Raw genomic sequence first — 15,455 nt, 5'->3', positions numbered from 1 at the left:
AAGTTAGGGAAGAAATTATTATTAAAAAATAAATATGAAACCTTCTTATAAAGAGAGGCGGAGGGACTGGCCCTACGATGCCTCGGCAGCGGACTCGATTTCAGAGTGCTGTGCCAAATCCAGCAAGCGTGTGCTTGAAAGATGAGAAGAGTGTTTCTTATAGATGTATAAGACCTCTTCTCATCGGAAGAGGTCTTTTGTTATTCATTAGAAAAAGGTTGAAACTAGGGAGAGATGGTACTTTGAAAGAAACGAGAGGAAATGGTTTAGCTTTATTACCACTTGGGATATTTTTGGCGCTATTTATTGGTTCTGGAATTATTACAGGTGATTTCTATAAATTGCCGATACTTGTAGCGATTTCAATTGCTGTAGGAGTCGCTTTAGTGATGAATCGTAAAGAAAGTTTTAATGTGAAAGTAGAGCGGTTCGCTAAAGGTGCAGGAAATCCGGATATTATGATTATGGTATTAATTTTTGTGCTTGCAGGTGCGTTTTCTGAAACTGCTAAAGGAATGGGCGGAGTAGACTCAACTGTTAATTTAGCGTTAACTATTTTACCGCCAGGATTTATCGTGGCTGGAATCTTTGTTATTGGTGCATTTATTTCATTAGCGATGGGAACTTCAATGGGAACAATTGCAGCATTAGCGCCGATTGCTGTAGGTATTAGTGGTCAAACTGATATCTCAATTGCGCTTGCAATGGCTACTGTTGTTGGCGGAGCGATGTTTGGTGATAATTTATCATTTATTTCAGATACAACAATCGCAGCTGTTCGTTCACAAGGAACAGAAATGAAAGATAAGTTTAAAACGAACTTTTTAATTGTGTTACCAGCGGCTATTATTACAATTGTACTATTAGTAATAGTTACTTCAGGAAGTGACACGCAGATTAAAGCACATAGCTTTGATTGGATAAAGATTTTACCGTACGCAGGAGTACTTATTACAGCGCTACTTGGCTGGAATGTACTTATTGTATTAACTGGTGGAACTGTACTATCTGGTGTTATCGGCCTTATAGATGGAAGTTACACGTTAGAAAGTTTCTTTAAAAGTGTAACGACTGGAATGGGCGGTATGATGGAGTTAGTATTACTTGCTATATTAATTGGCGGTATGGTTGAATTAATCCAATATAATGGTGGTATTCAATATTTAATGAATGTATTAACACGTAATATTCGTTCGAAAAAAGGAGCGGAATTTGGTATTGCTGGTTTAGTGAGTATGACGAATATGTGTACAGCGAATAATACGATTTCAATTATCTTTACAGGCCCGCTTGCAAAAAATATTGCAGATCAATATGAAATAGACCCTCGTAAATCAGCGAGTGTATTAGATCTTTTCTCATGTTGTGTGCAAGGATTAATTCCGTACGGTGCCCAAATGTTAACGGCAGCAGGATTTGCGGCGTTATCTCCGGTTGAATTGTTGCCATATGCATTTTATCCAATCTTAGTTGGAGTATGTGGGATTGCTTCTATTTTAATTGGGTTTCCAAGGTTTTCGAAAGTAGCTGAGAAAAAAGAGTATCATAAAACAGCTTAATTTAATATGAATGTTAGTAATTAAAAAACGTGCAGAGGATAGACTCTGCACGTTTTTTTGCGTAAAGGGCTGAATATGACTCGGTCTTAAGTCTGAGTTAAAAACGGTTCTTAAGCTCGTTATGGAAAGATGAAAAAATAGTTAAGATAAGAGTATCAAATCGAAGGGAGGCAAGCACAAGATGAAACAATTTCTAGCGTTTATCGCAGCCGGTATTTTGGCTTTAATTGCTCTTGGTAGTCTTGCTGGTATTGTAGGGTTCGCAATCGGAGCAGGAGTTGTATATTGGAGCTATAAATCATTTGTGCGAGCTAAATCATTTTTTGGAAAGTTAGCTTGGGGTATTGTTGGTTTAATCGGTTTATCCATTGCACTTTCTCATTCGCCAGCATTAATCGGTATCGCTGCTTTAGTGGTTTTATACTACGGATACCGTGAGTGGAAAAAAGAAAAAGATGTAGTTGTTGAATCTGCTCCAGAAAGTTCTAAACCATATAGTAACTTTGAAGATGAGTGGAACAAATTAATGAAAAACTAAAACAATAAATCAAATTATAAATAAAGTAGAAGAGAGGAAGATTTATAATGAAACAATCTTTATTCGGACGTGTACGCGATGCAATTTTAGCTGATTTTCATAACGTGTTAGATGAGAAGGAAAGAAAAAATCCAATTGCGATGTTAAACCAATATTTACGTGATAGTGAGCGTGAAATAACAAAAATTGAGAAGTTAATTGAGCGTCATAAAACATTAAAATCTAACTTTGCTCGTGAGCTTGAGCAAGCACGTTATTTCGTTAATAAAAGATCAAAGCAAGCTATCATTGCTCAAGAAGCAGACGAATTACAATTGCACGAACGTGCGTTAGAAGAGGTAGCTTATTATGAAGGGCAAGTAACTCGATTAGAAGAAATGTATGCAGGTGTTGTAGAGCAAATTGATGAGTTAGAGCGTCGTCTTTCTGAAATGAAAAATAAATTAAAAGAAATGCACGCAAAGCGCATGGAACTAATGGCACGTGAAAATATGGCACATGCAAATCGTCGTATGAATACTGCGATGCATAAAATGGATGAAAATAATCCGTTCTTACGATTTGAAGAGATTGAAGATCATATTCGTGACTTAGAAACTCGTATGAATGAAGAGCATGAGCGTGACACGTTTGATATGAAAATTGCAAAACTTGAGCGTGAAATGAAAGAAAAGAATGATGTATCGTTAACGAAAGAGTTAACAAAATAATAGTAGTATATTATAAAACAGGCTTATGATATAGTGATAGGAGAAAAGGTGTTGGAAAGCAATGCCTTTTCTTCTATGTATATGTGACAAGAAGGGGGGAGCTGAAATGAAGAAACATTTTTCAAAGACACAATTAATGGGGATGCTCCTCATCATATTTGGATTCGGTCTTTTTCTTGATATGATACTTGGACATTTTGAACCAGGTGGTCTCATTTTTGCATTTATTATGCTTATGTTTGGAAGGCATTATCGTAAAAAGAATCGTTATGTACGGGGAAATGTATTTTTATTTGTTGGTGGTATCGTATTTTTATTCTTCTTATTTTCATCAGCAGCATTTGTTCTTGTCGTATTTGCTTGTTTAGCTTTAATAGGTTATCAATTGATTCAGCAAGGACATCAGCAAAAAGCAATGAAGATTGAAATTAAAGAAAAAGGGATGATAGACGAAGAGAAGCAAATATATCGTACAGAACCATATTTAAAAAATATGTTTGTAGGCAATGTACGAATGATGGATCATATTTATGAACTTGAGGATATTAATGTTCAATATGGTGCCTGTGATGTGGAAATAGATTTAACGACTGCTATGATTCCAGAAGGGGAAACGGTAATTGTTATTCGGGGTGTCGTTGGTAATATTCGTTTATATGTGCCATATGATATTGAACTTTCTTTAAATCATTCTGTTATTGTCGGACGTGTGCTCTTGCCAGGTCATGAAGAGACAGGGTTTAACCGCAATGTTACATTTAGAACAGAGCAGTATAAAGAGGCTCCTCGTCGTATTAAAATTATTTCTTCGCTTGTCGTAGGCGACACGGAAGTGAGGAAAGTATAATGAAGAAACAAAAAAATATTTCGTGGATGTATATTCGTTATTCTATGTTGTCCTCTGTTAGTATCGCACTCATTTGTACAATTGTATATGTATGGAAAAGCGAGCAACAAGTGTATGATTTATTATGGAAGGAATCTATCGCTTCTGTTCCAATTGGCTTGTTTATTATGACTACAAGTTTACTTATCGGGGGAATTGTAGGATATGCAATCGGTTACTATATAGAGCAGCGTATACAAGGATTAAATACGTTTCTATTTGAAGTAGAGCGAGGGAATTTTCCGAGCGATGTTTCGTTTACTGCAGATGATGAATTTCATGAAGTGGAACGAAAAGTAATCGTTCTGGCTCGTCGATTAGAGGAGCAAGCTGGACTCTTTCAAAAAGTAACGAATGAACGAGCTCATTGGAATGAAGAGATGAGACAAGAAGCGATTTCTCAAGAAAGGCATCGTTTAGCAAGGGAGTTGCATGATTCAGTAAGTCAGCAGCTTTTCGCAATGTCGATGATGATGTCAGCGATTAATGAACAAATAACTGAATTTCCAGATGTGACAAAAAAACAATTGCAACTTGTTGAAAATATGGTTGTAAATGCTCAATCAGAAATGAGAGCATTGCTCCTTCATTTACGTCCTGTACAATTGGAAGGTAAGAAACTGACAGAAGGTATAGAGGAATTATTAACGGAATTATCGCGAAAACAACATATGAAAATTGAATGGCTTATTGAGCCAATAGAATTAAAAAAAGGTGTAGAAGATCATTTATTCCGTATTGTGCAAGAAGCGCTATCAAACACGTTGCGACACGCGAAGGCAAAGAAAACAGAAGTGCGCCTTCGAAAAATTGATCAATATGCGATTTTAAAAATCATTGATGACGGCGTTGGGTTTGAAGTAGGGGTTAATAAGGCTGGTTCATATGGCCTAAGATCGATGCAAGAGCGTGTTCATGAAATTGGTGGGACACTCAAGGTACTTAGTTTCCCGGCCAAAGGTACACAAATAGAAGTAAAAGTACCGATTATGATTGAGAGAGGAGGAGAAGTATGATAAAAGTATTGCTTGTCGATGATCATGAAATGGTTCGTATGGGTGTATCGGCATATTTATCTACACAGCCAGATATTGAAGTAGTAGGGGAAGCTGAGAATGGAAGAAAAGGATCAGAATTAGCATTGCAATTAAGGCCGGATATTATTTTAATGGACCTTGTTATGGATGAGATGGATGGTGTCGAAGCAACACGTGCTATTATTCAAGAATGGCCAGAAGCAAAAATTGTAGTTGTAACAAGCTTTTTAGATGACGAAAAATTGTATCCTGTTATTGAGGCTGGGGCGACCAGTTACTTATTAAAAACATCAAGAGCAAGTGATATTGCTGATGCTGTACGAGCTACTTATGATGGAGAAACAGTATTAGAGCCGAAAGTTACCGGGAAAATGATGTCCCGTATGCGTCAAAAGAAAGAGCAACCTTTGCATGATGATTTAACGGAAAGAGAGTTTGAGATTTTGTTATTAATCGCAGAGGGAAAAAGTAATCAAGAGATTGCGGACGAGTTATTTATTGCACTGAAAACGGTAAAGACACATGTGAGTAATATATTAAATAAATTGAATGTAAGTGACCGTACTCAGGCGGTTATTTATGCATTTAGGCATCAATTAACGAAGTGATAAAGTGAAACTTTAATCAGTGGGGAGGTTGTTCCTCCCCCACTGATTATCAGCCCTCACCAATCGGGCTTTTACGGGCAGTTAATGCGGGATAAAGTGAAACTTTAATTGGCGGGGAATTCCTCGCTGATTATTGGCTCGATACAATATAGATTTGGCGTTAAAACTATTGAATGTTTTTATTGACGATAAATAATGTAAGCGTTATCATTGAGGTATTAACAGTACATATAAAGGGGAGAATGTATATGTTAGTTCAAACTATATTCGGAATGGATAAGTCTAAAAAATTAGGGGATTATGTGAACGCATTACAAGCGCTTTGTGAACAATATAATGTTGAAACAGATAAAATTGCGATTATTGAGGCTACAGAGGAATACTATTTATTTTTAGTAAAGCAAGAAGAGCACTATGATGTTGTCAAGGTAGAAACAGTTGATACGAATATTGAATATTATACGAAGGCTTATAAAATAAGCAGTTTTAATCATACTGCGTATCAAATGTAAAAAAACTCCCTTTTGGGAGTTTTTTTAGGAGGCTTTTACTTCGTGAGATTCGGTTACTAATGGAACTTTTTTCGTACCGCTTAACTTAGCCATTGCAAGACCAATAAGAGCTCCTACTAATGCTGGTATTAGCCAGCCGATTCCTTCATTATATAAAGGAATAAATTCAAAATATGGTGTGATAAATGAAACTGAAATACCACCTTGTTTTAATCCATCAAATACGCTCACTACAGCTGCTCCAATTAAAGCACCTACATAAACAGAGCGATATCCACCGAAGTATTTATGAAGTAATGATAGTAGTACGAGTACAATCGCAATTGGATACACAACAAGTAGAATTGGAACAGAGATTGCGATAATTTTCGTTAAACCTAAATTGGCAACTAGTAATCCTAATGCGCAAATGATACTCGCGAACGTTTTGTATGAAAATGTAGTCAATAATGTTGAAAAATACTGGCTGCACGCAGATACGAGTCCAACGCATGTCGTTAAACAAGCGAGTGTAACGATAAGAGATAATAGGAGCAAACCGTATGGACCGAATAATTGTTGTACGATAACAGTAAGTAGCTGTCCGCCATTTTTTGCATATCCGAGCGAGACGCTAGTTGCCCCAAGCCAGCCGAGTGCACCGTATACAAGTACGAGCCCTGTAGCGGCAATAAGCCCTGCTTTTGCTGTGGCGATGGCAATGGACTTACGATCATTCACACCTTTAGAGCGAATTGCATTTACAACGATAATTCCGAATGCAAGTGCTGAAATAGTGTCCATTGTTAAGTAGCCTTCCATAAAGCCTTTGAAGATTGGAGAAGTTTGATACTCTTGCATTGCTGGTCCTGATTGCCCAAGTGGTGTAAATACACTTTTAACAAATAATAAGAAAATAGAGAGTAATAAAATAGGTGTTAATACATTTCCAATACGATCAACAAGTTTAGATGGATTCAAACTCAGCCAAAATACGATAGTAAAGAAGATGATTGTATATACAAATAGCACTAGGCTGCTAGAGCGGATTGTTTCTGGTAAGAAAGAACTAACACCCATTTCATAAGCGACATTTGCAACACGTGGGATGCCCATAGATGGACCGATAGCAATGTATACAATTACTGTAAAGAAAATTCCGAATAATGGATGAACATGACTTGCAAGTTGCTGCATTCCATTTCCTGATAGAGAAATTGCGATAACAGTTAGTAGTGGTAAGCCAACTCCTGTTAGTAAAAATCCAATCATTGCTGGCCAAAAGTTTTCACCTGCGTTTTGCCCAAGCATGGGAGGGAAAATTAAATTACCTGCCCCAAAAAATAAAGAAAATAGCATAAGACCCGTGAAAAAAATATGTTTTTTTGATACAGTGTTCATTGTTTTTCCTCCTTTTTCATTCATTTGTAAGAACACAAAAAACTCGTCCCTAAAGAAAGGGACGAGTTATATTTACCCGCGATACCACCCTAATTTACACATGTAGAAATAAATCTATATGTATACGGCTTTGCAACGTACAACATGATACGTGTTCCTTGTAACGGGGGACGGCCGGTAAGAACTTACTGTAACATTCGGTTCTACTTCTCGGAGATGATTTTCGGTTACGCACTGAACGTTGGCTTTCAGCAAATCGCCAACTCTCTGGGGAACAGTTCTATAACGTACTCGTTCTCGTCAATGAATTTTTATTCAAGTATTCTGACAGTATTGTTGCATGTTTTTTTTAGAAAGTCAATATGTTTTTTGAAAGATATATTTATATACGGAAATATCGAAAGTGATATTCGTTGTTGCAAAAGGAATAATGAATTGTAAAATAGGAGTAAAAATTTGCGGAGAATTGTAAAATTTATAGAGAAAGTTGATATTTATAGGAGTAAAGAAGGGATTGTTTGAATTTACAGAGAATAATACAACAATCCACTTGCTGGAAAGAACAAACCAAAAGAGGTGACTGAAATGCTTGCGATGGGAGTATTATTTGGCATTATTGCTATAATTGGTTTTATGTGGTTATATTATTCGCGTTCGTTTAAACAAGCAGAAGTTTTACTCTTTCAAAAAGGTAGTTTGTTGACAAATCAGTCTAGATATTTAGTATGTCCGAAGTGTGGAAGTGCACAGGCCAGAAGTGGAGGATATCAAGAGTGTTGCAAAATTAGATTATGAAAGAAAGGAAGCCTCACATTATTTTGTGAGGCTTCCTTCCTTACAACTTCATGGCGCTCCAAATTGTCCATCGATCTCTTTCAATAATAGGAGAGACGTTTTGTAATGCGGTCTGTATATGTTGTAGAAGTTGAGAAAGTTCATCATCTGTTAACTCATATAGAATGGATCGACCTGTTCGAGGAGATAAATCTTGCAATAATGCTTCTACAGAATCATGTATTTTTCGTATTTCCCATTGTGTTTGTGCGGGAAGTACATGAAGAGAATGTTTTTGTAATTCTGTCTGTATAGTGTTGGTTTTTGGACGTCTTTTTGACTCTATTTCAATAAGTTTTGGAAATAGAGAGAAAAAATATCCGCGAATGTGTTCGGGACTTCCTGGAATTGTACAATCTTCAATTGTTCGATCTTGTAAAATAAGTACACCGTTTTTATTTAATATACGAGAAGCTTCACGTAAAAATGTAGGAATGTCTTGTAAATGATGAATAACTGCACGCGAAATAACTATGTCGAATGTTTCATTAGAGTATGGGATATTATGTGCATCACCGTGGATGAATGAAATGTTTGAAAAGTTGTTACAATTTTCTTTTGCAGCTTGTAATATTTCTTTTGAAAAATCAAGTCCCACAACATTTTTGGCTCCCATAAGAGCGAGTTCTTTCGTATAAATCCCACCACCACAGCCGATATCAATTATTTGCTTGTTTTGTATTTCTGTAATGTTTTTTACCATTTCAGCCCAAGAAATATGAGCGTTTCTTGTTGCATATGTGTACTTATTATTTTCATCATGAAAATTAATGGACATGATAAAGACCTCCTTTCAATGATTAGTATAGCGTATTTAATAGGATGTCACGTTTTTGTTTTATGTATGAAGATTATAAGGATTTCTTATCGTAAGAGGAGGATTAATTTGAAAGGGAAATATGTATTGGTGTTGTTGTTTGTTATGTTACTAGCAGCTTGTGGTCAAGTTGAGCCGAAAAAAGAAACAAAAAAAGTAGAAGAGACGGTGAAGGAAGTGAAAGAAACAATAGGGGTAACCGTTATACAAAAAAAACATAAAGAGAAAAAGTTGCAGGAATCAGAAGCGAAGTTAGTAATAGACATTTTGAATAAAGCTGAGAAACAAGAAATAACAGGAAGCTTCGGTGAACCTGAATATGAAATACAAATTAGTAGAGATGGGAAAAAAGAAACTTATTATGCATGGTTAAGGGGAGAAGATAGACGAGGATGGGTGCAATATAAGAAAGCTATGTATATGTTGAATGAAAAAGATACGGAAAAGCTTTTGGATATATTTCCAAATGTCTCAGAACAAAAAGAAGATGAGATGCAGGTAAGCCCTTTAACAGAAGTAACAAAAAAAGATTTGCAGATTACCGCATTTCATATTAAAACAGGCGATCAAAACGTGAATTATACGGTACGGTATACGATTTCACAATCACTATACAATAAGTTAGTGAAGGAGCAAGAATATTATTTGCAACTCAATTTTCCAGAAAAAGTTCAAAAATTAATTGGAGCAAAAGAGAGTGAAATGATTTTAGGTGAAAAAGTAAAGGAAGGGTATAAGCAATATGAATTGCATGCTACTGTTCCGATAAAAAGCGCTTCAGAATCACAATTAAAATCATTAGAAACATATTACGAAAGTTATGATTTGAAAATATTAAACAGTAAAAAAGAAAAAATAGGTGTGTTTCAAAATATAATTCAGATTGTTAAAGATTATGGTGAAAAAATGAATTTTCAAAGATAAAGTGAGACTTTAATTAGCCCTTACGGATTGGAATGAATATAAACTCGTCAAATCTATATGACCTTTCCTAGGAAATGATAATAGAGAGGGGAAAGCACCCCTCTCTATTACTTTGCTTTTGCAGATGGCTCATTCATTGATTTTCGTGTAATAAGAAAAGAAATCATAAGAGCGGAAAGGATGACAAGGGCAATAAATACGTGATTGGGCAACAAATCTAATAATAATACGTAACTAACGGTATAAAAAATAAGAGTTGAAGCTAAAAACGATAGAGCACCTATTATAAGAGATTGTAAATTCATTTTTGCACACCTCCTTTTATTTATATTTTTGGCTGAAAATGGATTATATAAACATTATTTCTAACAATAGAAAAAAATATGTCATAATAGAGAAAAGAACAAGCATTAATGAATGAATATGATTCATTAATGAGAGATAAAGGAGAGGAATATGAAAAATAATAAAAAAGGATTATGGGGAATTATTGTTGCGATAGGTCTATTTTTACTGTCTAAGTTAAAGTGGGTATTTGCAATTTTTAAATTAGCAAAGTTTTCAACGGTATTTAGTATGTTTCTATCGCTTGGCGCATACGCAGTTCTATATGGTTGGAAATTCGGAGTGGCGCTCATTTATTTGTTGTTTGTTCATGAAATGGGCCATTTATGGGCTGCGAAAAGAAAGGGGATCCCAACATCGCCAGCAATCTTTATTCCATTTATGGGGGCCCTTATTGGAATGAAAGAGATGCCGAAAAATGCGAAAGATGAAGCTTACATTGCCTATATGGGTCCGCTTTTCGGACTTCTGTCATTTTTACCAGCGATACCGCTTTATATAATGACGAAAGAGCCATTTTGGGCGCTTGTTATTTTGCTTGGAAGTATGATTAATTTCTTTAATTTAATTCCCGTTTCACCGCTAGATGGTGGGAGAATTATTTCAGTTGTCAGTACTAAAATTTGGGGAGCAGGCCTTATTATATTACTTGGCTATTCAATTTACTTTAAAAGTATTTTGGGAGGATTTATTGTTATTATCGGTTGTATGGAGTTATATAGAGTAATAAAGAGAGATGAGCCGATTAAGGAATTAGGGCATAAAATTGATGGGATGAAAGAATATGTTACTAGGCTTGAAGAGGAATTAAAAGAAACGGGTGCTGTACATCGGACTATATACGTGATGCACCATGAGATGAATGCATTAAGACAAAGAGAACGGGAAAAAGAGTTACAAATAGGTGAACTTCAAAAAATGGAAGTGTTAGAGTATCTTTTACCGAAGTTCGAACCGTTAGATTATGTTCCATATGAAGATGAAAAAGATGAGTATACAATTCACATAAGAGAAGCATTTGAAGCGTCAGCAAGAAAATTAAATGAATGGAAAACAGAAAAGGAACAACAAGAAAACTATTATAAAGTGGATGCGAAAACGAAATGGACAGTATTTGCTTGTTATATCGGATTAATGGTTATACTCGGTTACACAGCTTATGAAGGATATATTGTTTTACAAGAACATTTGCCAACGAGAAATGTATAGAAAAATATTGTCGAAATGATAGGAAGAATTAATACAGGAATTATATTTCTACGAGAGAATGTTACAAGTATAGTCATACGTTGTAATATTTTTAGTAGAGAAGGAGTTCTGTGTATGAAGAAATTGTTAAATGTATTAGGTATTATTATCGTGATGATCATTGCGAGTTATAGTCTTATGAAAGTGCTGTTACATTATGCGAATAAGCCTGCTGAGGTAAATACAATAGCTCAAATAGAAGATGTGCAAGAAGAGACAAAAGTGCTAGATTTTATTCGAATGACACATGAAAGCTATAATAATTTCTTAAATTATGGTAAAGCAGAGAATTATACAGACGGGGATTGGAATCAATTTAAGCAATGGTTTCAACAACAAGAACAATCTTTAAAAAATATACATACGGAAATAAAGAATGAAAAAATAAAACGCGATGTAAATAGAAGCTATGAAATTGTAAAAAAAGGTGTGGAACTTCAAAATATTGAGTATGTAGTGTATGCCCACCGTGTATATCATGACTTGGATATTATCGTAAATAAATATAGAGGTGAAACGAATATCTGGGGGTATACGGAGTTTGGCGATGGGAAAGATATAAAAGTAATCGAACAAGCTATACAAATAAAATAATAAGCTAGCTAGAATTCTAGTTAGCTTATTTTCTTTTGTAAATGCAATGTTCATATATTATTCACAAAAACACCGTGTTAATAGTGATTAAAATCACAATCTGCATTATAAGATTCAGTTAAACTAAAAACAGTTAAGGAAATAGAGGAGTGGGATACAATGTTAAGTGCAAAAACAATTGAAATCGTAAAGTCAACAGTACCATTATTACAAGAAAAAGGTGTTGAAATTACAACGAGATTCTATCAAATTTTATTTTCAGAACATCCGGAGTTGTTGAATATTTTCAACCATACGAATCAGAAAAAGGGAAGACAACAACAAGCGTTAGCGAATGCTGTTTATGCAGCTGCAACGTACATTGATAATTTAGAAGCAATTATTCCAGTTGTAAAACAAATTGGTCATAAGCATAGAAGTTTAGGGATTAAAGCTGAGCATTATCCGATTGTAGGTACATGTTTACTACGTGCCATTAAAGAGGTCGCAGGTGCACCTGATGAAGTTTTAAATGCATGGGGAGAAGCATATGGTGTCATTGCTGATGCATTCATTAGCATTGAAGCAGAGATGTATGAAGAAGCTGCACATAAAGAAGGTGGATGGAAAGACTTCCGCAACTTTGTGATTGTAAAAAAAGTGAAGGAAAGCGATGTTATTACGTCATTTTATTTGAAACCTGAAGATGGAGGGAAAGTTTCTTCATTCATCCCAGGTCAATATGTAACGATTCAAATCAATATTGAAGGTGAGACATATACACATAATCGTCAATACAGTTTATCCGATGCTCCTGGGAAAGAATATTATCGTATTAGTGTAAAAAAAGAAAAAGGTGTAGATACACCAGACGGTAAAGTGTCTAATTACTTACATGGACATGTAAAAGAAGGAGATGTTTTACCAGTAAGTGCACCAGCGGGAGATTTCGTGTTAAATATGGATTCAACATTACCAGTTGTACTAATTAGTGGTGGAGTAGGGATTACACCGATGATGAGTATGTTAAATACGTTAATTGAACAAGATTCAAAACGTAATGTATATTTTGTTCATGCAGCAATAAATAGTAATACACATGCAATGAAAGAACACGTTAAGGCAGTAGAAAATGAATATGAACAAGTTAAAGCATATACTTGTTATTCTGCACCGACTGAAAAAGATTTAGAAATGAAGAACTTTGATAAAGAAGGTTTCATTGAAAGTGAATGGTTAAAAACTATTATTCCGACAACTGAAGCAGAGTTCTATTTCTGTGGTCCAGTAGCATTTATGAAGCATATAAATGCTGCACTAACTGATTTAAGTGTGAAACAAGAGCATATTCATTATGAATTTTTCGGCCCAGCAACAAGCTTACAATAAGCAAAAAAACGAGGTATTTATTTTACCTCGTTTTTTATTTGTTCTCGTAATAAACGGTTTACTGTTTCACGGCGTATACCTATCAGTTGGCCAATTTCGGTTTGTGTTAATATTTCATATATAGGAATGTCACCTAAATATAGGGTGAACCATTCTTGTAAACGATGAAGACGTTCTTTCGGAGAGACGGTTGTCAATTGATCAATTCGTTGTTGCATCATTCTTAATTTAGATTGTAATTGCATAGCAATGTTAGCATACGATTCGGGATTTGCTTGAAGTCTCTCATACCATTCACTACTAGTGATCGGTTCCACTTCTGTTTTTATTAAAGCGATAGCTGTACCGTGATATTCTTTCGGTGAAATTAAAGAATGATGAGGTATCGTTTCACCTGGAACGATAATGTTGAATAAAAATGGTGTTCCGTTTTCTTCTAGCCGAACTACTTTTAATAAGCCTGTTTTTATAAAGTATAAAGGACCGTCCTCGCCTTGACGGAATAGTACATCTCCTTTGTGTAGAATCAATGTTAGCCCCCCATTAATATATTTCTATTTCTTCTATTTTAGTGTATATGTATATAGACAATATGCTATTTCAACAGCAATTTCATTGACGAAATGTATGCTATTACAGTAGTATACTATTTAGTGTGTAATAGTACTAGCAATGAATACGCTGTAGGGGGTTTAGTATATTGTTAGATGCGATGAGAATGACGGATATGAGAATTCCGGCGAATGCTATCATTCATGTAGAAGAGATGAAAGGTGGAGTCGTTTTATCCGTTGAAGTAGACGGCCAAATTATTTATACGATGGCTTATGATGAAGAAACAGATAGTTATGCTGAATTATATGATCGAAAGGATAAGAGGGCGTGCCAAGTACATGAAGACTTCATGGGATGGTCACTTCTTCACTAAAAAAGATGTCAATATGACATCTTTTTTTATTAAATCGATAAAATATACAAAGAAATGAAATATAAGGATAAAATTTGTAATAATTGATTTTGCATTGTTAGCACTCTGTAACTGCAAGTGAACTATTTTTTCGCTATCATAAAGATAACAGTCGCAGTTATAGGAGTGGTCAACTTGAAGAAAGTACATATTTCAAATTATATGTTATTATGTGTTTGTTTAATTTTATTTGTTCTCCTCGGAGGATTTTTATATTCATGTGTATAAGAAAAACGCATTCTAAAAAGAATACGTTATAAAAGGGAAATAATGATTAATCTAGTTCCAAGAATAATTAACGTAATACGCAATAAATTAATTACGGCGTTACCACTTAGTTTTGTATTAATGTAAGCCCCGATTTTTCCGCCAATCCATGCACCAGGAATCAGGATTAATGCATAAATCCAGCTGACATTTCCAAGTGAGATGTGAGTTGCAGAACTTACAATTGCTGATAGAAATACGATGAACATTGAAGTTGCTACTGCAATATGTGCTGGGAATGCAAAAAGAAGCATCATTGCTGGAACAAGTAAGGCACCGCCCCCAATTCCAAATAATCCAGATATAAACCCAACTATAAAAGCGATAAAGATAGCAAGAAACGGTGGGAATTGGTAGTGTACAGTATTTCCATCATTATCTGTAAAAGAACGCTTAATTACAGACGTATTTGAGAGGGAAAGAGGTTTTAATTTGTCTCGAAGCATAAGTAGAATTGAGACGAATATAAGGAAAATCCCAAAGTATAAAGAAAATGTGTCTTGGTTTAAAAATTTATTTGCCCATGATCCGATAATACCACCAGGGCCGCTTCCGATAAATAAAATAAGTCCACTTTTATAATCTACTCGCTTATGCTTCATGTAAGTAAGGGTGGAAGATAGTCCTGTGAAAACGACTGTTACCATAGAAGTCCCTACTGCAAGTTGTGGTGATAAACTGTGTAATCCAATTAATAACGGAACAATAATAATTCCGCCTCCAAGCCCAACTAGGCTGCCGACTGTTCCGGCGATTAGTCCGATGAAAAGTAACATGATGTATTCCAAAATTGCCAACTCCTCTAAATAACTTATCCATCAATTATTATACACGCTTTTTAATGAGAAATAGGCTTGTTCA

At 35.1% G+C, this 15,455-nt stretch carries 18 protein-coding genes, 1 riboswitch and 1 other annotated feature; of the genes, 13 read left to right on the top strand and 5 right to left on the bottom strand.

The window, feature by feature from the left end:
• Positions 1–42: 42 nt before the first annotated feature.
• Positions 43–148: riboswitch (SAM riboswitch) on the top strand.
• Positions 149–242: 94 nt separating this feature from the next.
• The 7 genes from MKY38_RS14795 to MKY38_RS14765 all read left to right on the top strand — a co-directional run bounded on the left by MKY38_RS14795 (position 243) and on the right by MKY38_RS14765 (position 5,850).
• Positions 243–1,559, top strand: coding sequence for a Na+/H+ antiporter NhaC family protein (locus MKY38_RS14795; protein WP_000665494.1), 1,317 nt, complete (start codon positions 243–245; stop codon positions 1,557–1,559).
• Between the two features lie 181 nt (positions 1,560–1,740).
• Entirely contained in the window at positions 1,741–2,097 is a 357-nt protein-coding gene (locus tag MKY38_RS14790) for a lmo0954 family membrane protein (protein WP_000808640.1), read from the top strand.
• A 47-nt stretch (positions 2,098–2,144) separates the two neighbouring features.
• Complete coding sequence (locus MKY38_RS14785; protein WP_000814124.1) at positions 2,145–2,807, top strand: PspA/IM30 family protein; 663 nt, start codon at positions 2,145–2,147, stop codon at positions 2,805–2,807.
• Between the two features lie 106 nt (positions 2,808–2,913).
• Complete coding sequence (gene liaF / locus MKY38_RS14780) at positions 2,914–3,654, top strand: cell wall-active antibiotics response protein LiaF (RefSeq protein ID WP_065223954.1); 741 nt, start codon at positions 2,914–2,916, stop codon at positions 3,652–3,654.
• A complete protein-coding gene (locus MKY38_RS14775; protein WP_000744326.1) occupies positions 3,654–4,709 on the top strand; it encodes a sensor histidine kinase in 1,056 nt (351 codons plus the stop codon). Before liaF ends, MKY38_RS14775 begins: the two co-directional genes overlap by 1 nt.
• Positions 4,706–5,338, top strand: coding sequence for a response regulator (locus tag MKY38_RS14770; protein ID WP_000598707.1), 633 nt, complete (start codon positions 4,706–4,708; stop codon positions 5,336–5,338). The genes MKY38_RS14775 and MKY38_RS14770 overlap by 4 nt, the downstream gene beginning before the upstream one ends.
• 173 nt (positions 5,339–5,511) lie before the next feature.
• Complete coding sequence (locus tag MKY38_RS14765) at positions 5,512–5,850, top strand: DUF3922 domain-containing protein (protein WP_002061028.1); 339 nt, start codon at positions 5,512–5,514, stop codon at positions 5,848–5,850.
• A gap of 24 nt (positions 5,851–5,874) precedes the next feature.
• Here the strand turns inward: MKY38_RS14765 and brnQ3 are convergent, their stop codons facing one another.
• Positions 5,875–7,230 carry a branched-chain amino acid transport system II carrier protein BrnQ3 gene (gene brnQ3, locus MKY38_RS14760; protein WP_001099143.1) on the bottom strand — a complete coding sequence of 452 codons (1,356 nt, stop codon included), beginning with the start codon at positions 7,228–7,230 and terminating at the stop codon, positions 5,875–5,877.
• A 54-nt stretch (positions 7,231–7,284) separates the two neighbouring features.
• Positions 7,285–7,543: a binding site (T-box leader), on the bottom strand.
• A 272-nt stretch (positions 7,544–7,815) separates the two neighbouring features.
• Between brnQ3 and MKY38_RS14755 the strand changes: the two genes are divergently transcribed.
• Positions 7,816–8,025 carry a hypothetical protein gene (locus MKY38_RS14755; protein WP_000880630.1) on the top strand — a complete coding sequence of 70 codons (210 nt, stop codon included), beginning with the start codon at positions 7,816–7,818 and terminating at the stop codon, positions 8,023–8,025.
• 40 nt (positions 8,026–8,065) lie between these two features.
• On the opposite strand, the gene MKY38_RS14750 is transcribed toward MKY38_RS14755, so the two are convergent.
• On the bottom strand, positions 8,066–8,842 hold the full coding sequence (locus tag MKY38_RS14750; protein ID WP_065223955.1) for a class I SAM-dependent methyltransferase: 777 nt from the start codon (positions 8,840–8,842) through the stop codon (positions 8,066–8,068).
• Positions 8,843–8,950: 108 nt separating this feature from the next.
• On the opposite strand from MKY38_RS14750, the gene MKY38_RS14745 reads away from it, so the two are divergent.
• On the top strand, positions 8,951–9,805 hold the full coding sequence (locus MKY38_RS14745) for a hypothetical protein (RefSeq protein ID WP_065223956.1): 855 nt from the start codon (positions 8,951–8,953) through the stop codon (positions 9,803–9,805).
• A 107-nt stretch (positions 9,806–9,912) separates the two neighbouring features.
• On the opposite strand, the gene MKY38_RS14740 is transcribed toward MKY38_RS14745, so the two are convergent.
• The gene (locus MKY38_RS14740) at positions 9,913–10,110 is read right to left on the bottom strand and encodes a hypothetical protein (RefSeq protein WP_001053356.1); all 198 of its coding nucleotides are present in this window, start codon (positions 10,108–10,110) and stop codon (positions 9,913–9,915) included.
• 151 nt (positions 10,111–10,261) lie between these two features.
• Between MKY38_RS14740 and MKY38_RS14735 the strand changes: the two genes are divergently transcribed.
• From MKY38_RS14735 to hmpA, 3 genes are all read left to right on the top strand, one after another.
• Positions 10,262–11,359, top strand: coding sequence for a site-2 protease family protein (locus tag MKY38_RS14735; RefSeq protein ID WP_065223957.1), 1,098 nt, complete (start codon positions 10,262–10,264; stop codon positions 11,357–11,359).
• A 114-nt stretch (positions 11,360–11,473) separates the two neighbouring features.
• Entirely contained in the window at positions 11,474–11,992 is a 519-nt protein-coding gene (locus MKY38_RS14730) for a hypothetical protein (protein ID WP_065223958.1), read from the top strand.
• Positions 11,993–12,151: 159 nt separating this feature from the next.
• The gene (hmpA, locus tag MKY38_RS14725; RefSeq protein ID WP_000947336.1) at positions 12,152–13,360 is read left to right on the top strand and encodes an NO-inducible flavohemoprotein; all 1,209 of its coding nucleotides are present in this window, start codon (positions 12,152–12,154) and stop codon (positions 13,358–13,360) included.
• A 17-nt stretch (positions 13,361–13,377) separates the two neighbouring features.
• On the opposite strand, the gene MKY38_RS14720 is transcribed toward hmpA, so the two are convergent.
• Positions 13,378–13,890 carry a Crp/Fnr family transcriptional regulator gene (locus MKY38_RS14720; protein WP_000600589.1) on the bottom strand — a complete coding sequence of 171 codons (513 nt, stop codon included), beginning with the start codon at positions 13,888–13,890 and terminating at the stop codon, positions 13,378–13,380.
• 170 nt (positions 13,891–14,060) lie between these two features.
• On the opposite strand from MKY38_RS14720, the gene MKY38_RS14715 reads away from it, so the two are divergent.
• Positions 14,061–14,288 carry a hypothetical protein gene (locus tag MKY38_RS14715; RefSeq protein WP_000883008.1) on the top strand — a complete coding sequence of 76 codons (228 nt, stop codon included), beginning with the start codon at positions 14,061–14,063 and terminating at the stop codon, positions 14,286–14,288.
• Between the two features lie 293 nt (positions 14,289–14,581).
• Here the strand turns inward: MKY38_RS14715 and MKY38_RS14710 are convergent, their stop codons facing one another.
• Positions 14,582–15,382, bottom strand: coding sequence for a sulfite exporter TauE/SafE family protein (locus MKY38_RS14710; RefSeq protein WP_000455762.1), 801 nt, complete (start codon positions 15,380–15,382; stop codon positions 14,582–14,584).
• Positions 15,383–15,455 lie beyond the last annotated feature (73 nt).

It is taken from the genome of Bacillus sp. FSL R5-0585, from assembly GCF_038004545.1.
Lineage (GTDB): Bacteria > Bacillota > Bacilli > Bacillales > Bacillaceae_G > Bacillus_A > Bacillus_A cereus.
The sequence above is the reverse complement of the archived record's forward strand: the minus strand, read 5'-3'. Positions and strand labels throughout refer to the sequence as shown.